This window comes from Dialister sp. CAG:357, assembly GCF_000435155.1.
Lineage (GTDB): Bacteria > Bacillota > Negativicutes > Veillonellales > Dialisteraceae > Dialister > Dialister hominis.
In genome coordinates this window covers 1-17,908 of record NZ_FR896369.1, presented here as the reverse complement: position 1 = coordinate 17,908, position 17,908 = coordinate 1, and the positions used below count along the sequence as shown (strand labels likewise).

General features: G+C 47.7%; 13 protein-coding genes, 1 tRNA gene and 1 other annotated feature. Of the genes, 3 read left to right on the top strand and 11 right to left on the bottom strand.

Features of this window, described 5'->3' with window-relative positions; translation table 11 throughout:
• Positions 1-43: 43 nt before the first annotated feature.
• The 8 genes from M3200_RS01330 to M3200_RS01295 form a co-directional block, all read right to left on the bottom strand.
• Positions 44-1,117, bottom strand: coding sequence for a glycosyltransferase family 9 protein (locus M3200_RS01330; RefSeq protein WP_022381738.1), 1,074 nt, complete (start codon positions 1,115-1,117; stop codon positions 44-46).
• Complete coding sequence (gene rfaE2, locus M3200_RS01325) at positions 1,114-2,574, bottom strand: D-glycero-beta-D-manno-heptose 1-phosphate adenylyltransferase (protein ID WP_022381737.1); 1,461 nt, start codon at positions 2,572-2,574, stop codon at positions 1,114-1,116. Before rfaE2 ends, M3200_RS01330 begins: the two co-directional genes overlap by 4 nt.
• A gap of 46 nt (positions 2,575-2,620) precedes the next feature.
• The gene (locus tag M3200_RS01320; RefSeq protein WP_022381736.1) at positions 2,621-3,799 is read right to left on the bottom strand and encodes a glycosyltransferase; all 1,179 of its coding nucleotides are present in this window, start codon (positions 3,797-3,799) and stop codon (positions 2,621-2,623) included.
• Positions 3,800-3,823: 24 nt separating this feature from the next.
• Positions 3,824-4,807 carry an SDR family NAD(P)-dependent oxidoreductase gene (locus tag M3200_RS01315; protein ID WP_022381735.1) on the bottom strand — a complete coding sequence of 328 codons (984 nt, stop codon included), beginning with the start codon at positions 4,805-4,807 and terminating at the stop codon, positions 3,824-3,826.
• A 106-nt stretch (positions 4,808-4,913) separates the two neighbouring features.
• Entirely contained in the window at positions 4,914-5,468 is a 555-nt protein-coding gene (locus M3200_RS01310) for an SGNH/GDSL hydrolase family protein (RefSeq protein ID WP_157952003.1), read from the bottom strand.
• Positions 5,469-5,563: 95 nt separating this feature from the next.
• Complete coding sequence (locus M3200_RS01305) at positions 5,564-8,701, bottom strand: multidrug efflux RND transporter permease subunit (protein WP_022381733.1); 3,138 nt, start codon at positions 8,699-8,701, stop codon at positions 5,564-5,566.
• Positions 8,702-8,712: 11 nt separating this feature from the next.
• Entirely contained in the window at positions 8,713-9,897 is a 1,185-nt protein-coding gene (locus M3200_RS01300) for an efflux RND transporter periplasmic adaptor subunit (protein WP_022381732.1), read from the bottom strand.
• 152 nt (positions 9,898-10,049) lie between these two features.
• Complete coding sequence (locus M3200_RS01295; RefSeq protein WP_022381731.1) at positions 10,050-10,529, bottom strand: NanQ anomerase/TabA/YiaL family protein; 480 nt, start codon at positions 10,527-10,529, stop codon at positions 10,050-10,052.
• Positions 10,530-10,863: 334 nt separating this feature from the next.
• Positions 10,864-11,105: a binding site (T-box leader), on the top strand.
• A gap of 41 nt (positions 11,106-11,146) precedes the next feature.
• Here M3200_RS01295 and M3200_RS01290 point away from each other — a divergent pair.
• Genes M3200_RS01290 through M3200_RS01280 form a run of 3 tightly spaced genes read left to right on the top strand, consistent with a single transcriptional unit; the run spans position 11,147 to position 15,084 of the window.
• On the top strand, positions 11,147-11,809 hold the full coding sequence (locus M3200_RS01290; RefSeq protein ID WP_022381730.1) for a vitamin B12 dependent-methionine synthase activation domain-containing protein: 663 nt from the start codon (positions 11,147-11,149) through the stop codon (positions 11,807-11,809).
• A 30-nt stretch (positions 11,810-11,839) separates the two neighbouring features.
• Positions 11,840-14,218: a homocysteine S-methyltransferase family protein gene (locus M3200_RS01285; protein ID WP_022381729.1), complete on the top strand. Its 2,379-nt coding sequence runs from the start codon at positions 11,840-11,842 to the stop codon at positions 14,216-14,218.
• Positions 14,218-15,084 (top strand): methylenetetrahydrofolate reductase, encoded by an 867-nt coding sequence (locus M3200_RS01280; RefSeq protein WP_022381728.1) that lies wholly within the window; start codon positions 14,218-14,220, stop codon positions 15,082-15,084. The genes M3200_RS01285 and M3200_RS01280 overlap by 1 nt, the downstream gene beginning before the upstream one ends.
• A 46-nt stretch (positions 15,085-15,130) precedes the next feature.
• On the opposite strand, the gene M3200_RS01275 is transcribed toward M3200_RS01280, so the two are convergent.
• From M3200_RS01275 to M3200_RS01265, 3 genes are all read right to left on the bottom strand, one after another.
• Positions 15,131-15,847: a TVP38/TMEM64 family protein gene (locus M3200_RS01275; protein WP_022381727.1), complete on the bottom strand. Its 717-nt coding sequence runs from the start codon at positions 15,845-15,847 to the stop codon at positions 15,131-15,133.
• 18 nt (positions 15,848-15,865) lie between these two features.
• On the bottom strand, positions 15,866-17,356 hold the full coding sequence (gene thrC, locus M3200_RS01270) for a threonine synthase (protein ID WP_022381726.1): 1,491 nt from the start codon (positions 17,354-17,356) through the stop codon (positions 15,866-15,868).
• Positions 17,357-17,636: 280 nt separating this feature from the next.
• Positions 17,637-17,712 (bottom strand) — tRNA-Lys (locus M3200_RS01265).
• Positions 17,713-17,908: the final 196 nt, after the last annotated feature.

Here is a 17,908-nt window from a genome sequence, read left to right as displayed (position 1 = left end):
TGTGGCAAAATAATTAACCATTTTGTCACAGCCCTATTTCAATTTACAGATTTTCTGCTTTTTCTAATGCTTTCTCTCCTGCATCAATGACCCTATCCACACTGATTTCAGAAATAGGCACATAATTGCCTGATGCAATCGTTTTATTCACATGCTCGGGTCCCTCAGGCATATCCCATGAAGAAATTGCCTGTGAACAAGGTCCCAATGGATGATGGAACTTTGCATTGCTCGGTCCGAACATGGAAATAGTCGGGATACCGCGGCTGTCTGCTACATACATGGGTCCGCTGTCATTGGTAAAGAAAATGGAGCAATGACCGGCCGCTGCAATAAATTCGCCCATGCTCAGATGGCCTGCCGCAATAACCGCTTTATCCCCGTGTTTCATAGAGGAAATAGCCTTCTGGATCAGCCCCAGCTCTGACTTGACGCCAAAGAAAACCGGAATGAATCCCTTCTCAAAGAAATGATCAGCGACTTTCCCATAATTCTCAGCGGGCCAGTTCTTTTCCGGCGTAGAGCTTCCCACAGAAAATCCGGCCATTTTTGCATTCTGCGGCAATTTCTGCGACTGGAAAAATTCCCTGGCTTTGTCTTCCCAGTCACTGCAGGTATAGGTACGCATTCCGCTGTGAGAAACATCTTTTACACCCAAAAGCTGCAGCACTCTAAGGTATTTGTCGACAGCATGAGAATTATACGTCTCAATCACGATCGGCTGATCCATGAAGAAGTGATCGATACCTGTTCCCTCTTCTCCCGTCCAGTACTTGGGATGCATGGCAAGACCCATCAGCGTAGTCCTTGATGTCCCATGGAGAGCCATCAGGACGTCCGGCTTCAATTTTCCAATTTGCCGCCCGATATTCCAGGTAGCCATAAGCCCCTTATCTTTTCCATTCCTGTCGACAGGAATAATTTCATCGATGTTGGGGTTGTACTTCACGGATTCCTGGAATCTGGAGTCCATGACAAGGACGATCCTGGAGCCTTCTGCTTCTCTTCTCAGCACTTCAAGAAAAGGAGTAATGGAAACCATGTCTCCAAAATACAGCATATACATAATAACAATCGTCTTGTTTTTCAAATCGACACGGCGGGCAGAGTTTTTCATTGCTTTTCCCTTTTTATTTTCTTAATGACTCCTGTTGTTGAATAACCATCGACAAAGGGGAGAATTTCCACAGATCCTGCATATTGCCTTCCGGCAACTTCTTCTGCCTTATAATCCCCGCCTTTGACAAGGATATCCGGTTTCAGATGGGTCAGAAGTTTTTCAGGAGTTTCTTCTCCAAAGACAACGACATCATCAACGCAGCGAAGAGCGGCAAGCATAAAGCTCCTGTCATTTTCACGGTTAACCGGACGGTCTTCCCCTTTGAGCATTTTGACTGAGTCATCGGAATTCAATCCCACAATCAGGTGGTCGCCAAGGGAAGCCGCCTTCTGCAGATAGGTGACATGGCCTCTGTGAAGGATATCGAAACATCCATTGGTAAATACAACGGTCTCTCCTCTTGCTTTCCAGAGATTTACCTTGTTTTCCGCTTCCTTCCACGTCAGAGGGAGGTAATCAAGGCGGACCGGCTCATTATCACGCCATGCATCAAGGACTTCTTTCCTTTCGACCTGATAAGTTCCTACATGTGAAACAGCGATGCCCGCTGCGCGGTTTGCAAGTTCCAATGTCGTTTCCATATCAATGCCAGCGGCTGCACAGGCAGCTGTAACAGCCATGACAGTATCTCCTGCGCCCGAAACATCAAAGACATCCTGCGCAACGGATGCTCTATGAATAGCCCCGCCATCCATAATGCAGGTGATTCCGCGCTCGGATCTTGTTACGAAGAGATATTTCAAGTGGAATTTCTCCCTGATCCTCTTTCCTTCCGCCTCTATGGGAGCGCTTTCATTAGGGATGCTCTTTCCGGCGCAGTCAGAAAGCTCTTTCAGATTAGGCGTGATTCCATAAGCGCCGTCATACTTTTCCCAATCACTGCCCTTAGGATCGACAAGAACAGGAACATTGTATTCATTGGCTTTCTTTATGATTTTCTGAGACAGTATGTCGTCGATCATTCCCTTGCCGTAATCAGAAATGACGACACAGTCCAGTCCCGCTTTTAAAAGCCCGCAAAGCCATTCCATAACGCTTTCGCATTCATCGTCAGTGAGCTTTCTGGTTCTTTCATAATCAAGCCTCATCATCTGCTGGCCTGCGCCCAGAATGCGTATTTTAGCTGTCGTCTGGTAATCATCAGACACAAGAATCCCATTAGAGTCAATTCCTGCATTTTTTAAAAGGTCAAGAAGCATTTTCCCATTCTGGTCATTCCCAACTATGCCGGAAACGAAAACCTGACAACCAAGTGATGCCAGATTGGCCGCTGTATTGGCAGCCCCGCCCGGCACGTTTCTTTCCCCTTTGACCAGATTGACCGGTACAGGCGCTTCAGGAGAGATGCGGTTCACGCTCCCTGTCACGTACTGATCCATCATTACATCACCGATTACGGCTGCCTTTACTTTCAGAATATCTTCACTAAGAAATTTTTCTCCGTCTTGTCTCATGGTTCCCCTGCCAAAATCAAATACAAACTATGTTTCCTATATTATCTCATTGCTCTTTTATGCATTCTTTAATGAGCTTGTCCCAGGAATCCCACACCACTTCCGGTGCATATGGTTTCATTGATTCTCTCGCTCCCGTTCCCAGTTTCCTTCTAAGTTCGCTGTCCTTCATCAAGGATGCCAGTGCTTTTGAGAACGCTTCTGCCCCGTCAGGAACAAGAAATCCATTGACCTGATCCTTGATGAGTTCATTGACGGAAGAGCAGGATGCAAAGCCTACTGCCGGAATTCCAACGCCCATCGATTCAGAAAGCGCCAAAGGGAAACCTTCATGATGGCTTGGGAATGCAAATATATCTGCTTCCTGCCAGACTTTTCCCATATTCTTCGTAGTGCCGCGCAAGTGGACACGGTCCTGCAGTCCATTTTTGGATATGAGGCTTTTCACCATAGTTACATACGCTTTATCGTAAGTATCCCCACAGATGTCCACTTCCCAGTCGGGAAATTCCTGAGCAATTTTCGAAAAGGCTTCTATTAAAATATGCTGCCTCTTCGTCCTGCCTGTCACTCTTCCTACATTGACGATTTTGTGAACTTTCCTTTCCTGTCCGGGATCCACCTCCAAATGCGGGATATTTACAGAATTGGGAATATGCACAAAGCGATCGTAATCCAGGTATTTTTCTGCTTTTTCTATAAATGAAGGCATGAGTACCTGAATGAAGCGGCTTTTTTCAAGAGCCCTTTTTTCTTTCTCCGGTGAATGGAGGAATATTTCATCCGGATCATTGTGAAGCATGGAAATCACGGGAATTTCAGTATCCAGCCCTTCAAGAAGAAGACGGCCTGTCGGTTCCCTGAAGGAAACGATTACATGAGGTTTTGCCAGTTCAAGGACTCTTTTCATCTGAGGCTTTGCCTGGTTAAAAATACTGTAATTCCTGTTTCTTGCAGCTTCCTTGCTAAAAGCGCGGGCAATTTCCCTTGCTGCCTTGGAAAACAAGCCGGCATGAATTTCAGTCATTTCTTCCATTTTGAACAAGTTATAGAGTTTAACGCCCTCAGGGAGAGGATAGAAAGGATCCCCGCTCTTTTCATCAGCCATCACGACAGAAACCGTATATCCTCTGTCTTTCATTGCAGCTGCCATCCTCGATAAGACATGCTCGATGCCGCCGCTGTATCCTACAAATTTATGCAGATCCGCAAGTAAAAGATTCACGGACATACCTCCTCTATTAAGTGATTATTCCTTATGATAATAATTTTTATACCACTTGGCGAATGCGGCAAGTCCCTCCTCCAAGGTGGTCGACGGATGGAATCCGAAATCTTTTTCCAGATCATCAATATCAGCATACGTCTGATACACGTCTCCCATCTGCATGGGCAGGTACTCTTTTTCCGCTTTTCTCCCGATGGCATCTTCCAGAATTTCAATGAATTTCATCAGCCTGACCGGGTGATTGTTGCCGATATTATAAACCTTGAACGGGTCATGCTCTTCGTTGAGCTTCGGCGGATGGTTCAGCATATGGGAAATCCCTTCTACGATATCATCTACATAGGTGAAATCGCGAAGCATATCTCCGTTATTATAAACCTGAATCGTCTCGCCGTTGAAAATCTTATTGGCAAACTTGAAGTAAGCCATATCCGGCCTGCCAAAAGGTCCGTAAACCGTAAAGAAACGAAGCCCGGTAGCAGGAATCCTGTAGAGGTGGGAATACGTATATGCCATAAGCTCGTCAGACTTTTTCGTTGCCGCATAAAGGCTGATTGGGCGGTCCGTCGGGTCATTGACCGAGAATGGAACTTTTTCCTGATTTCCGTAAATCGAAGAACTCGATGCAAAAAGAAGATGCTTTACCGGATAGTGGCGGCAAGCTTCCAGGATGTTGAAGAAACCCACGATGTTGGACTGTATATACGAATCCGGATGATCGATGCTGTAGCGGACTCCGGCCTGTGCGGCAAGATTAACGACAATAGCAGGTTTTATCTCTTCGAAGAGGTGGAATACCATGTCCTTATCGGCCAGGTCTCCCTTTATGAAACGATAGTCCTGTCCTGATTCCTCAAGATCCCTGACACGATCTTCCTTAAGCTTTGGATCATAGTAATCATTCATGTTGTCATATCCGACAACATTGTATCCATCCTTAAGCAGACGTTTGCTTAAATGATATCCAATAAACCCGGCTCCGCCGGTCACAAGAATCGTATCCATAACAATCTCCTATCCTTTATCATTCTATGAACATGCATCGTCCATATTGTTTTATTATACCAAATCCACTGGGTCAAGGTACAAAGGAAATCAGGGATTAATCCCCTCAATTTCCCCAAACTTTGATAGCAGCTTCTGCCATGAGTTCCTGTCCCTTCTCGTTAGGATAAACCCCGTCAACATAATAATCATCGTCAAAGGGAATCACTTTTGAAAAATCAATCACCCGTACGTCAAGGCTCTGTGCCAGTTCCTTTAAGAAGGAAATATACGTCCTGTAATCTTCCTGATTGGCATCATAGGAAAATTCCGACTGCCATCCTGCCTCAACGCTTGCGCGTGTTACCTGAGGCGGGATGGCAATCGTCAGCGGCAGGCTGGCTGCTATATGTGAAATCCCCCTTTCCATATTCTTTTCAAGGGAAGAAAGCCTTATTCTGCACAGCAAATCATTGGTTCCGCCCATGATGAAAATTTCATCCTGACTTCCGGCTCTCTCAAGAAAAAATTCTGCCTTTTGAAGGATATCTGATGACAGGGAGCCGCAGGATCCAAAATTCCTGAACCTGATGCCATGTATTTCCCTGGTAGCAATCTCAAGCCAGTACCTGCCCTTCCTTAGTCCGAACCCTTCAGTCAGGCTGTCACCGAAGCAATTCATGAATAAAGGCGCCTGCCCTTTCCATCGATCTTCCATATTCACTCTTGTGTATAAAAAAGACTGCAGCCCATGAATGAACTGCAGTCTCATTTAAATTACTTGCTTACTGAAATTCCTTTTTTCGGTCTTTTGAAACCATGAATTCGTTCAATAACAACGAAGAGCATCGGTACAATGAAGATCTGGAATACAGTTGCAGAAAGCACGCCGAATACTACAGCAATACCCATTTCAGAACGGGAATTCGAACCTGCACCAGTCGAAAGTGCCAGCGGAATGTTGCCGAGGATGAATGCCAGGGAAGTCATCAGAATCGGGCGCAGACGAATCTGCGATGCTTCGATGGAAGCCTTCATGACATCCATGCCATTATCAACACGGACTTTCGCGTACTCGACGATCAGGATGGCGTTCTTCGCAGCCAGCCCGATGATGGTCAAGAGACCGATCTGGAAGTAAATGTCGTTATATACATGGAATGCCATGGCTGCCAGGCTCGCGCCAAAGAAACCAGTCGGTATCCCGAAGATGACCGTGAATGGAACCTTCCAGCTTTCATAGAGAGCTGCCAAAGACAGGAATACGAAGAGCATGCCGAGCGAGAGGGCATATACTGTCTTACCGCTCGCTTCACGTTCCTGGGCAGAGGATTCGACGAATTCGAAGCCATAACCATTCGGAAGTACCTGATTGGCGGTTTCTTCGAGCGCATCGAGCGCCTGCCCGGAGGAGTATCCATCCTTCTGCTGCCCGCCGACCTTGACGGCCGGGAAGTTGTCGTAACGAGTGATGACGGAGATCGCATTGGATTTCTTCGGAGTGATAAAGGTGGAGATCGGCACCATATTGCCCTTATTGTCGCGAACCGTCAGGAACTTGTTGTCCCCCGGGTTCGTGCGGTACTGGGTATCCGCCTGCGCGACGACCTTGAAGTTACGGCCATAAATGGTGAAATCATTGATCTGGACAGAGCCATAGTAGGCCTGAAGAGCGGTGAAGATATCCCCGACAGCCACACCATTTCGCTGTGCTTTTTCTCGGTCGATATCATAATTGTAGGATGGTGTATCGCTTCGGAAAGTGGTGTAGGCCATCTGGATTTCCGGACGCTGGTTGGCTGCGCCGAGGAATTCTCCGACAACGCGCTGGAATTCTTCATCCGATGCACCGCTCTTGTTCATGATATAAAGGCTGAAGCCACCGGAGGCGCCAAGGCCTGGAATCGGAGGCGGATTCAGCGCCATCAGAGATACCTCCGGATGGGTCGCCCCATATGCCATGGCTTTGCCCATAATGGCATTGATCTGTTCGTTTGGCGCTTTGCGTTCATCCCACGGTTTCAGTTTGATGAAGGAAAGACCCGCATTTGGTTTCTGCCCGCCGGACAAAATATCAAAGCCGGTGACGCCCTGCGACTGTTCGATCGCCGGATCTTTTCCCATATAATCAAGGTAATCGTTGATCGCTGCATTCGTTCTGACATTGACAGAGCCTTCCGGCAAAGAGAATGCCGTGATGAAGAAGCCATTATCTTCCTGCGGAAGAAATGCTGTCGGAAGCTTGAAGAAAATACCGAAAGCTGCGACCGTGATGACGACAAGAACAAGGATCGGAGCAGCGATCGCATGTCCCATCTTCTGCAGGATCGCTCCGTAGATCTCTACCATACGATCGAAACCATCATTGAAGGTATCCCAAAATCGATCGAGGAAGTTTTTCCTATTCTGCTTCTTCGGCGGTTTCAGAAGACCGGCACAAAGAGCCGGAGTCAGAGACAGCGCGACGAAAGCAGAAATCAGGACAGAGACAGCGATGGTGAGAGCAAACTGTTTGTACAGGATACCCATGATCCCGCCCAGAAAAGCGACCGGTACGAAAACCGCAGCCAGAACGACCGCTACGCCGATAACCGGGCTCTGTACCTTCTGCATCGCAGCAACAGTCGCCTCTTTCGGGCCCATGTTGTTATAGCGCATTTCATACTCGACGGCTTCTATGACGACGATCGCATCATCGACGACCAGCCCGATGGCCAAAACCATTGCGAAAAGCGTCAGGGTATTGATGGTAAATCCGAGAAGCAGGAAGGAAGCAAAGGTACCAAAGAGCGATACCGGGACCGCAATCATCGGGATGAGCGTGGATCTCCAGTTCTGCAGGAAAATGTACACGATCAGTGCTACGATGAGAAGCGCTTCGACGAAGGTATGCATGACCTCCTTGATGGAGGCATAGATGAAGTCCGTGTTATCCGCGCAGATGACATAGGTCATGTCATCTGGGAAGCTCTTCGCATCTTCTTTCAGCTTCTCCTTGATCGCCCCCAGAGTTTCGAGCGCATTCGCATCATCGGTCAGAGAGAAGGCGAGGATCGCCGACTCCTGTCCCGCCGCACGGGAAATGAAGCTGTAGTCCTTTGCACCAAGCTCGATACGGGCCACATCCTTCAGACGAAGCATGGAGCCGTCATCATTGGTACGAAGTACGATATCGCCGAATTCCTTCTCCGTCACAAGACGGCCCTTCGCCGTGATGATGTACTGGAAGGAGGCATTCTGATCGACCGGAGCGCTGGAAATGTTACCGGCCGCGATCTGCTTATTCTGCGAAGAAACGGCAGAAATGACCTCGCTCGCAGTGATCTTGTTCTGCGACATCTTCGTCGGATCCATCCAGATGCGCATCGCGAAGTCAGAGCCGAATTCCTGTACGTTGCCGACGCCCTTGATGGACTTCAGCTCATCCAGGTAGTTCATGGAGAAATAGTTCTTCAGGAATACGTCATCATAAGTGCCATTCGGTGAGAGCAGGCCGACGACGAGTGCCATATCCCCCGAAGATTTCTTCGTGGAGACGCCGATGGAACGGACTGTATCAGGAAGCCCTGCATCGGCAGCCGTGACACCATTCTGTACACGGATGGTCGCCATATCCGAGTCCGTCCCCGTCAGGAACTGGACCGAGAGCGAATAGGAGCCATTCGAGTTCGATGTCGAAGACATATTATCAAAACCTTCGGCACCGACGACATTCTTTTCTATGACCTCGGCCACCGTCTGCGCTACGACTTCAGAGTCAGCGCCCGGATAGGTCGCATGGACAGAGACCTGAGGCGGCGTGATCTTCGGATAGCGGTCGATCGGCAGTGAGAAAATACAGAGTGCCCCGGCGATCGTGATGACAAGAGCCACGACGATAGCAAAGATAGGGCGTTTAATAAAGAAATTTGCCATAGCTCCTCCCCTTATTTCTTAGCATCTGTCGTGCCATGCTGCACAGAAGCGGCCTTGATCGCCGCCTGTTCCAAAGCCTCGCGCGTGGTTTCTTCCGGAGCGACTGCCTGTCCGACACGGACTTTATTCTGGCCTTCGACGATGATCTCATCATTTTCATCGATGCCGCTTTCGATGATGGTATAGATGCCATAGGTCGCACCGAGCTTGACCGCCTTCTGCTGGACCTTGCCATCGACGACGACATCGAGCATATCTCGGTTCAGGAGCTGTACGAGTGCCTTGGTCGGTACCAGGATACTGCCCTTGGCGATTTCTGCATCAGAAACGACCGTCGCATACATCCCCGGTACGAGCAGGTTATCCGGATTTGCATATGCCGCCTTCATGGTCAGCTGCCCGCCGGTCAGCCCCGGATTGATCTGGACGATCTTGCCGGTCTCCTGATAGATGGAGCCATCAGCAAGGCGAAGCTTCAGGGTATCCCCGAGCGTCTCCGTGCCACTCTTATTCTTGGTGAGCGAAAGGTATTCGCTCTCCGACATATCAAACTGAACATACAGCGGATCTGCCGAGGAAATCGTGACGAGAGGCGTCTGTCCTGCCGAAGCGAAAGTGCCGATATTCACATCATCCATGGAGAGCGTCCCGGTGAAGGGAGCTGTCACGATGGTATCGGAGAGATTATCCGATGCGATCGCTGCCTGCGACTGGGCTGCTTCGACGACGGCCTGATAGGACTCTGTCGCTGCCTTCTGCGCATCATAGGCCTGCCGAGAAATCGCCCCCGTCGCGATCAGCTGCTCATAGCGGGCGAGATCGCGCTTCGCATTTTCATAGGTAGCCGAAGCCTGCGCGACCTGCGCCTCTGCGGCTGCCAGAGAAGACGAATAAGTGCGCGTATCAAGGCGGAAGAGCGGCTGCCCTTCTGTGACATGGTCACCGCCTTTGACGTATTTTTCCATGACTGTACCGGATACTTTCGAGCGGACCGGCACCTCCTGCAATGCCATAATGGAGCCGGCATACTCTCTCTGGATCGGCGTGTCCGACTTGAACGGTTTGAAAGTCGTGACCTTCATCGCCTGCTGCTGCCCCTGCTGCTGTTTGGCCGACCCGCATCCGCCGGTCATCATGCCGGCGGAAAGCAAAAAGCCTGCCGCCATGGCAGCTGCCAAAAATTTTTTATACTTCATACTCTGCCCCCTTACACATACCACCTTCATCGTGCGGTACTGTAGAAATCGCTAGTAATCGAATATAGATTATAATAGCAAAGAGTTGACTTTAAGTCAAGAAGAGGTTCGTTCAATTTTCGCAATCACCAGCCACCTCTGATCCCTGACTTCTATTTCACACTCACCCATTCCACCGGCACCTTCACGACAGCTTTGCGAAGCTGCCGGCTGCCACTTTCTCCCTGGCAGAGCGGGCGATGGAGGTCTTCGGGGAAGAATACGGCAAAACGGCCCTTCTTGAAATGAATTTTCGTTTCCGGATCTTTTCCTGCTTCATAAAAATAAAGGTCTCTGTCCGGATGACTTTCTATGCATTTCCCGGCATCAAAAATTGTCTCAATCCCGATCCATTCTTCTTTGCCTTCCACTTCATACTGAACATCAATAAAATCCTTGTGCCCTTCAAGTTTCCTCTGAGCAGAAGGCTCCGTCGGTGAAGTCTCCACATTCATATTGCATCCTTTGATTTTATATTTTCCATCAGGAACGCCTGCAAAATCAAACTGGGAAGCTTCCTTGAGAACCTCGTAAATAAAATCAGGCATTTGGGCCTTGTACGCATCCAGATGTTTCATGTCTCCCATAATCATAATAATTCCACTTTCCTTTCCTACAGGTATCCCTTTAATAAAACAGCAGCTTCTATTGAGGATTTGACCTCAATTGCTCCCGCATTTATTTTATGATTCCCGAAAAGTCATCAAAAAAATAAATGTCTGAACACTTGCTAATGATTTATCTTAACACATTTTTTTACTCTGATGTAATAGCTTTCTTCCAATAAAAATTTTATTTCTCTTATATAAATATACGGCAAAAAGATGCCTAAAATATCCCGCTTGGTCCAAAGGATTGGAATCCTGAAAATGACATCATAAATTATTTGACACAGGGAATTGCCTATGATATAGTGCTAGTAATTAAAAATAAGCAATGAAGAGAAGAGTAGGCAGAAAAGACTATACCAGAAAGCTCCGGCAGATGGAAAGGAGCATAGGGATATTTGCTGAACATGGCCTCTGAGCTGGGATTGCTGAATAATGAAGCATCCCGGGTGTGCCCGATACAGCACTAAGGTATTAAGGCAAAAGCCGGCGTACCTGATGAGATTCATGCAGCGATGTATGGATAAACTTGGGTGGTAACACGAATCTTTCGTCCCTTTGGGGATGGAGGATTTTTTTATTGGTGTAGAAGGAGGTCTCCCATGCCTTTCTATAATGGTACATTATTTCAAATCAATGAAAAGGAAATGCTCAGATATGCAGGAATGAATCCTTCTTCAAAGGATTTTCCTCCCGAAGAAGTGAGTTCTGCGGTCAGAGAGGCGCTTGCCCTTGCAGAGCCCAGGGGAATCTGGCAGGTTCTTCCCTATGACAATAAAAACGGCATCATCTGCGGAGACTTCCCCATGAAGCTTGAAGGAAATGCCATCAAGCATCATCTTGCCAACTCTTCATCCGTTGCCGTCCTGGCAGTCACGGTCGGAGATGAGATTGAAAAACAGTCCGATGCTCATTTTAAAGCAGGTGAATATGTAAAAGGCCTTCTTTTAGATGCAGCAGCTACTACGTCTGTTGAACACCTGGCTGACCAGGTCGATGAACTTATCCAGAAAGAAGCTTCAAAGAATGGCGAGAAAACCGTCTGGCGCTTTTCACCAGGATACGGGGACTGGCCGATTTACCAGCAAAAGCAGTTCTGCCAGTTGATTCAGGCTGAAAAAATAGGAGTCTCCGTGACGGATCACTCCATGCTTTTCCCAAGAAAATCAGTTTCGGCCATCATCGGCCTTTCAGGCACGATCCAGAGGGATAAGCCCCCGAAGTGCTCCACATGCTCATTTCTAAACTGTCAATTCAGGCATTAATCGTAATACAGGTATAAGGAGGGTTTCATTATGGTATTTTTTGACGGCGGTATGGGGACGATGCTCCAGAAGTATGGATTATCAAATAGTGAATGTCCGGATTATCTCAACATCTCCCATCCGGAAATTGTCCAGCGTATTCATAAAGAATATGAGGCAGCGGGATGCCAGTTCATTACAACAAACACATTTGGCTCTTCCCCGCTGAAGCTTGAGGATTATGACCTTCAGGACAAGGTAGAAGTCATTACAGAAGCAGCCGTAAAGAATGCAAGAGAAGCATGCAGCAGCCGCGTTAAGATTGCAGGTGATATGGGACCGACCGGACGTTTCTTAAGTCCTCTTGGCGATTTATCATTTGACGAGGCATGCGAAAACTACTACCGTCTTGCCAAAGCTCTTGCCAACGCCGGAGCCGACTGCCTTATCATTGAAACCATCATAGATATTCAGGAAATGAAGGCCGCACTGATTGCCGCCAAAGCTGCGTCAAACCTTCCGGTCATCTGCCAGATGACGTATGCCGAAGACGGAAGAACCATTACAGGCACTCCTCCTAAAGCCGCTGCCATTCTTCTTGATTCCATGGGTGCTGATATCATTGGAGCCAACTGCTCGCTCGGGCCGGACAAACTCTTCAATGTTGCAAAGGAAATGATTGCCGCAACGAATAAGCCCATCATCATCCAGCCAAATGCAGGAATGCCCGTACTGGAAAACGGAGAAACACTCTTCCCGCTTTCTGCTGAAGACTTTGCCAGAGAAACAGCAAAATTTGCTGATATCGGCGTATCTTATCTTGGCGGATGCTGCGGAACGACACCGGAGCATCTTCATGCTTTAATCAAGGAACTTGAAAACAAACCAACTGTCACGCCTCCAAAGGTAAAGCCCTTTACTGCACTTACCTGCCGCACAGGCGTCGTCTATGTCGGTGATAATTACGCTCCCGTCAAGATTGGCGAAAGAATCAATCCGACAGGAAGAAAGACACTCCGGGAAGATATTCAGAAGGGAAGCTTCGTCTCCATTAAAAAGGAAGGGCTTGCTGAAGTGGCCGCCGGCGCTGACATTCTTGATGTAAATATGGGTGTCCCCGGAGTCGACCAGGCCGCCGCCATGGAAACTGCCATATCCCAGCTTTCCATGCTCTGCCCCGTCCCTTTCTCCATCGACAGCACGGATCCTGTCGTCATAGAAAGAGCCCTTAAGGTATATCCCGGCCGCCCTCTGATCAATTCCGTCAATGCGGCTGAAGAAGAGGCACTCGAGAAGATCCTGAAGCTTGCCAAGCAATATGGCGCTGCCGTCCTCTGTCTTCCGCTTGAGAAAGGAAATCTTCCTGCCACTGCCGAAGAACGAGTCAGAATCATTCACAGAATTGTAGAAAAGGCGGATGAAATCGGACTCAGACGCGAAGACCTTCTTTTAGACCCGCTGGTCCTCACAGTAGGGTCAGGAGAAAAAGGTGCCAGCGAAACTCTCCGCACCATCCGATTATATAAGGAAGAATTCGGTTTCCCCTGTGTCATGGGGACAAGCAATGTTTCCTTCGGTCTTCCTTCCCGTCCGCGCATCAACGCCGCATTCCTCACCATGGCATTTGCCTGCGGCATGAATGCCCCCATCATCAATCCTCTCGACCAGGGCATCAAGGATGCATTTATCAATGCAAAGCTCCTTCTTGGATTTGATAAAGGTGCTGCAAACTTCATCGCAGAAACCGCAAAGATGCCGGCGCCTGCCGAAAAGGCTGAAGCAAGCCAGGACCTTCCTCCCCTTGAACAGATCAAAGCTGCTGTAAAGAACGGCGAGAAGGAACAATCCGCCTCACTCATGAAGACGGCTTTAGATGCAGGCATCTCTTCGGAAACGATTATCAAGGAAGGGCTCACATCTGCCATGACTGAAATCGGTGACGGATATGGCGCTGGAAAAGTATACCTTCCCCAGGTCATGATGGCGGCTGAAGCCATGCAGTCTGCCTTCAGTGAATTAAAGAAGCTTCTTCCTGATATCAAGTCAAAAGAAAAAGGAACCCTGGTTATCGGCACCGTTCAAGGCGATATCCACGATCTTGGAAAGAATATAGTAGCTGCTCTCATGGAAAACAGCGGTTATAAAGTCATCGATTTGGGCAAGGACGTCAGTCCGGATGCATTTGTCAAAGCTGCAATCGAATACAAGGCCGATCTGGCAGGACTGTGCTCTTTGATGACGACCACTCTTCCTGAACTGGAATCTACCGTCAAAAAGCTGAAGGAAGCTGTCCCCTCTGTCGATATTCTTGTCGGCGGAGCCGTAGTAACACAGGACTATGCCAATGAAATCGGCGCCCCGAACTACTGCAAGGACGGAATTGCCGCTGTCCGCATCGCTGATCAGTTAATAGAAAAGAGGAATTCATAATGACAACACTAAGGGCCAAAAACAAGAATCACATCTTTACAATTACCGCTGAACTGGATCCGCCCAAAAGCGCTTCTTCTGAAATTACTGAAAAGCAGGTTGCAGAAATTGCCGATTACGTGGATGCTGTCAATATCGCTGACTGCCCCATGGCAAAGCTTCGGATGAGCCCGATTGCCCTCTCCTCTATCATTCAGCAGAAATACTGCGTAGAATCCATTTTCCACCTGACCTGCCGCGACCGCAACACAATCGGGCTTCAGGCAGAACTCCTGGGGGCCTATGCCCTTGGCGTACACAATATCCTCACTTTGACCGGCGATCCGCCCTCCATTGGCGATCATCCGGATGCCACAGGCGTATTTGATGTGGACTCCACGGGTCTTATAGAGATTGCACGCCGCCTTAATGAAGGCCATGACCTTAAAGGAAATCCGCTTGGCGCCGCAACAAACTTTTACATCGGCACTACAGCAAATCCAGGTGCTGACGACCTGGATAAGGAAATCCTTCGTCTGGAAGGCAAGAAAAAAGCCGGCGCGCAGTTCATCCAGACGCAGCCCGTCTATGAAATTTCTCAGGCTGAAAAATTTCTCTCCTATGCAAAAGACCTTGATCTCCCGATTCTCTTCGGTATCGTGCCCTTAAAGAGTTTCAAAATGGCCAATTACTTAAACGACAAGGTCCCGGGCATTTCCATTCCCCAGAGAATCCTAAAGGAAATGGAGACAGGAAACAGGGAAACGGGGCTTAAGCTTGCCTCTGAACTCGTACAGGGATTGAAGGATATCGGTACTGACGGCGTCCATTTGATGCCGGTCAATGATGTGGATGCTGTTCCTGTCATCGTGAAAAATCTCAAATAAATAACCAATAAAAAATGATTGCTCCCGTTATGGAAACAATCATTTTTTATTGGTTATTTTCGTTCTGTCCGCTTTTTCTCTGCTTCTTCGTCTTCCACCAGATGAAGCCATAAATCACCGTAACAAGGATAATGATGATCGTAAGCCGCATGGAATGTTCTTCCAGATTGACGACATCGTGCCCCAGGACAACTTCAAGCGCTGTCGAAGGCAGCTTGCCCAAAAGACAGCCGAAAGCATAGTCCTTGAACTTCATACTGGACAATGCGGCTATGGCCGTTATGAGGCCGTTTGGCATATACGGGATTGCTCTGGCCGCCGCAATTGCCTGCCAGCTTTCATAGGAATCCAGCTTTGACAGCGTCTTGCTCTTGTTGATCAGATTCATCGCCATTCCGCGGAACAGCGTACGCATGACATAGAAAGAAAGAATGACTCCGACTGTCTCAGCCAGCCATGAAATAATAACGCCCCAGAACAAGCCGAATATGAGGCCGTTTGCTGTGGAAATGAATATCGAGGGAAGAAATCCCACGATATTTATGATGACATCAATGAAGAAACTTACGAATGCTGCATAGATGCCAAATCCCTTGAGATAATGAATTGTTCCATGAAGATCGCCGTCTTTTGACAGATGATAGATTGTCGGATAGAACGAGGGGTCGATAAAATGGATTGCCGCCAGCATCAGGATCAGGATTCCCAAAAGGATCAGCCTGAATCTGCGTTCCCCTCTTTCATACCAGTTTCTTCTTCTCATCGACTAGAGACCTCGGATTCATTTTACAATTTCATCAACAACTTCCTGAATGGATTCTTTGATATTTTCCGGATTGATCACATCCGTAAAGCGTTTCTTCCTGTTTTCCAATTCTCCCAGCTGCGAAGGAATCGGAATCCCGGTATATTTCTTGATGGATCGCAGTGTATCATAAGGATTTTCCTCTGCCGCAATGCCAAGTGCCTCAGAAACAGCACCAGGGAATTTATAAGGATGCGCCGTACTGATAATGACGGTGTGCGTATGTCTTGTGACCTTGCCGCTGCGGCGGAGATTGTCATAAACAGCATATGCAACAGCCGTATGCGGATCCATCAGGTAATCATACTTTTCATATACATCGGAAATGGCTTTTCTCATGGTGTCAGAATCTGCCCAGCCACCAATCATTTCGCCTGATACCTTTTTACGCTCTTCCTCAGGAACACGGTATACACCGTTTTCCCTGAGTTCTGTCATGTCTTTCAAAACTTCATCAGACGATCCCGTCATGTAGTACAGGAACCTCTCAAAATTAGAGGAAATCAGGATATCCATAGAAGGAGATTCCGTCAGATGGAATTCCCTGTTGATATTGTATTCTCCGGTTTCAAAGAAATCTGCCAGCACCTTATTTTCATTAGATGCGCAAATCATCTGTCCGATAGGCGTGCCGATTTTCTTTGCAATCCATGCCGCCAGAATATTGCCAAAGTTGCCGGTAGGAACAACCACATTGAATGACTCTCTGGAGCCAATAGAACCGCTTCTAAGAAGGCTCAGCCAAATCCACACATAATATACGACCTGTGGAAGCAGGCGGCCGATATTAATGGAATTGGCGCTGGAGAACAGGACTCCCTTTTCAAGAGCTTCATCGCGCAGGTCACTCACAAAAATATTTTTCAAAGCAGACTGGGCATCATCAAAATTTCCTTCAATCCCCAGAACTTTGACATTTTCACCAAGCTGCTTCTGCATCTGATCCTTTTGCAGCGGGCTGACCCCGTGGGAAGGATAGAATACCATGATATGCACGCCTGGAACGTCTTTAAACCCTTCCAGAGCCGCTTTTCCGGTATCTCCTGAAGTAGCAGTCAGGATAAGCGTTTCCTTCCCATCCCCCAGCTTCTTCTTAGCATACACGAGAAGATGCGGGAAAAGTGAAAGCGCCAGATCTTTGAATGCGCATGTCCTCCCATGGAACATTTCGGCCATGGAAAAGGATTCGGACAATGTTTTTACCGGGACAATTTCAGATGTATCAAATGTACCGGTATATGCATCATGCGTCAGCTTGGATAAATCCTTCAGTGTAATATCCGTCAGAAAATGATGAAGTACAAAAGCTGCCAGTTCTTCGTAAGACATAGCTTTTAAAACATCAGCATCTAAAAATGGATCGGGCAGTTGTTCAGGCACATACAATCCGCCATCAGCAGCAAGCCCCTTCAGCAGCGCTTCTTCGGCTGTTACAGTCTCATTACTTCTGGTGCTTCTATAGTTCATAATACGCCTCCACACAGATAACTTTATACTTTATTTTATCATAAAATCTATCAATGGAATATAATATGCCGAAAGAATATAACGATTTACGATAGGCTTTGCCTGGTTTTATGATGAAATTCATAGAAGTACAGTTCATTTGCCGCTTTTCCTGTATAATTTTGCTTCTGCGCTGATTGTAGTGCCGCTCCTTATGCACTGGCGGAATCATTCGAATACATGTCCCGCTTTTTCAGGCAAAATAAAACCCGAAGCATTTCCATGCTTCGGGAATAGATTCTGGTGGATCATCAGGGGTTCGAACCCCGGACACCCTGATTAAGAGTCAGGTGCTCTACCAACTGAGCTAATGATCCGTTCAACGAATAGTATTATATCATTCCAATTTGTTTTTGTCAAATCTTTTTTTATTTCGGATTTGATCAAATGTACTGTTCGGAAGACGTAAGTTATTATAGCATGACACTCTTCATATTTCTAGTCCCCACGGCAAATTTTTTGGCTCTTCACGGAAATTCGGGGGATGAATAATTTTTAGGTAAAGAATGGAAT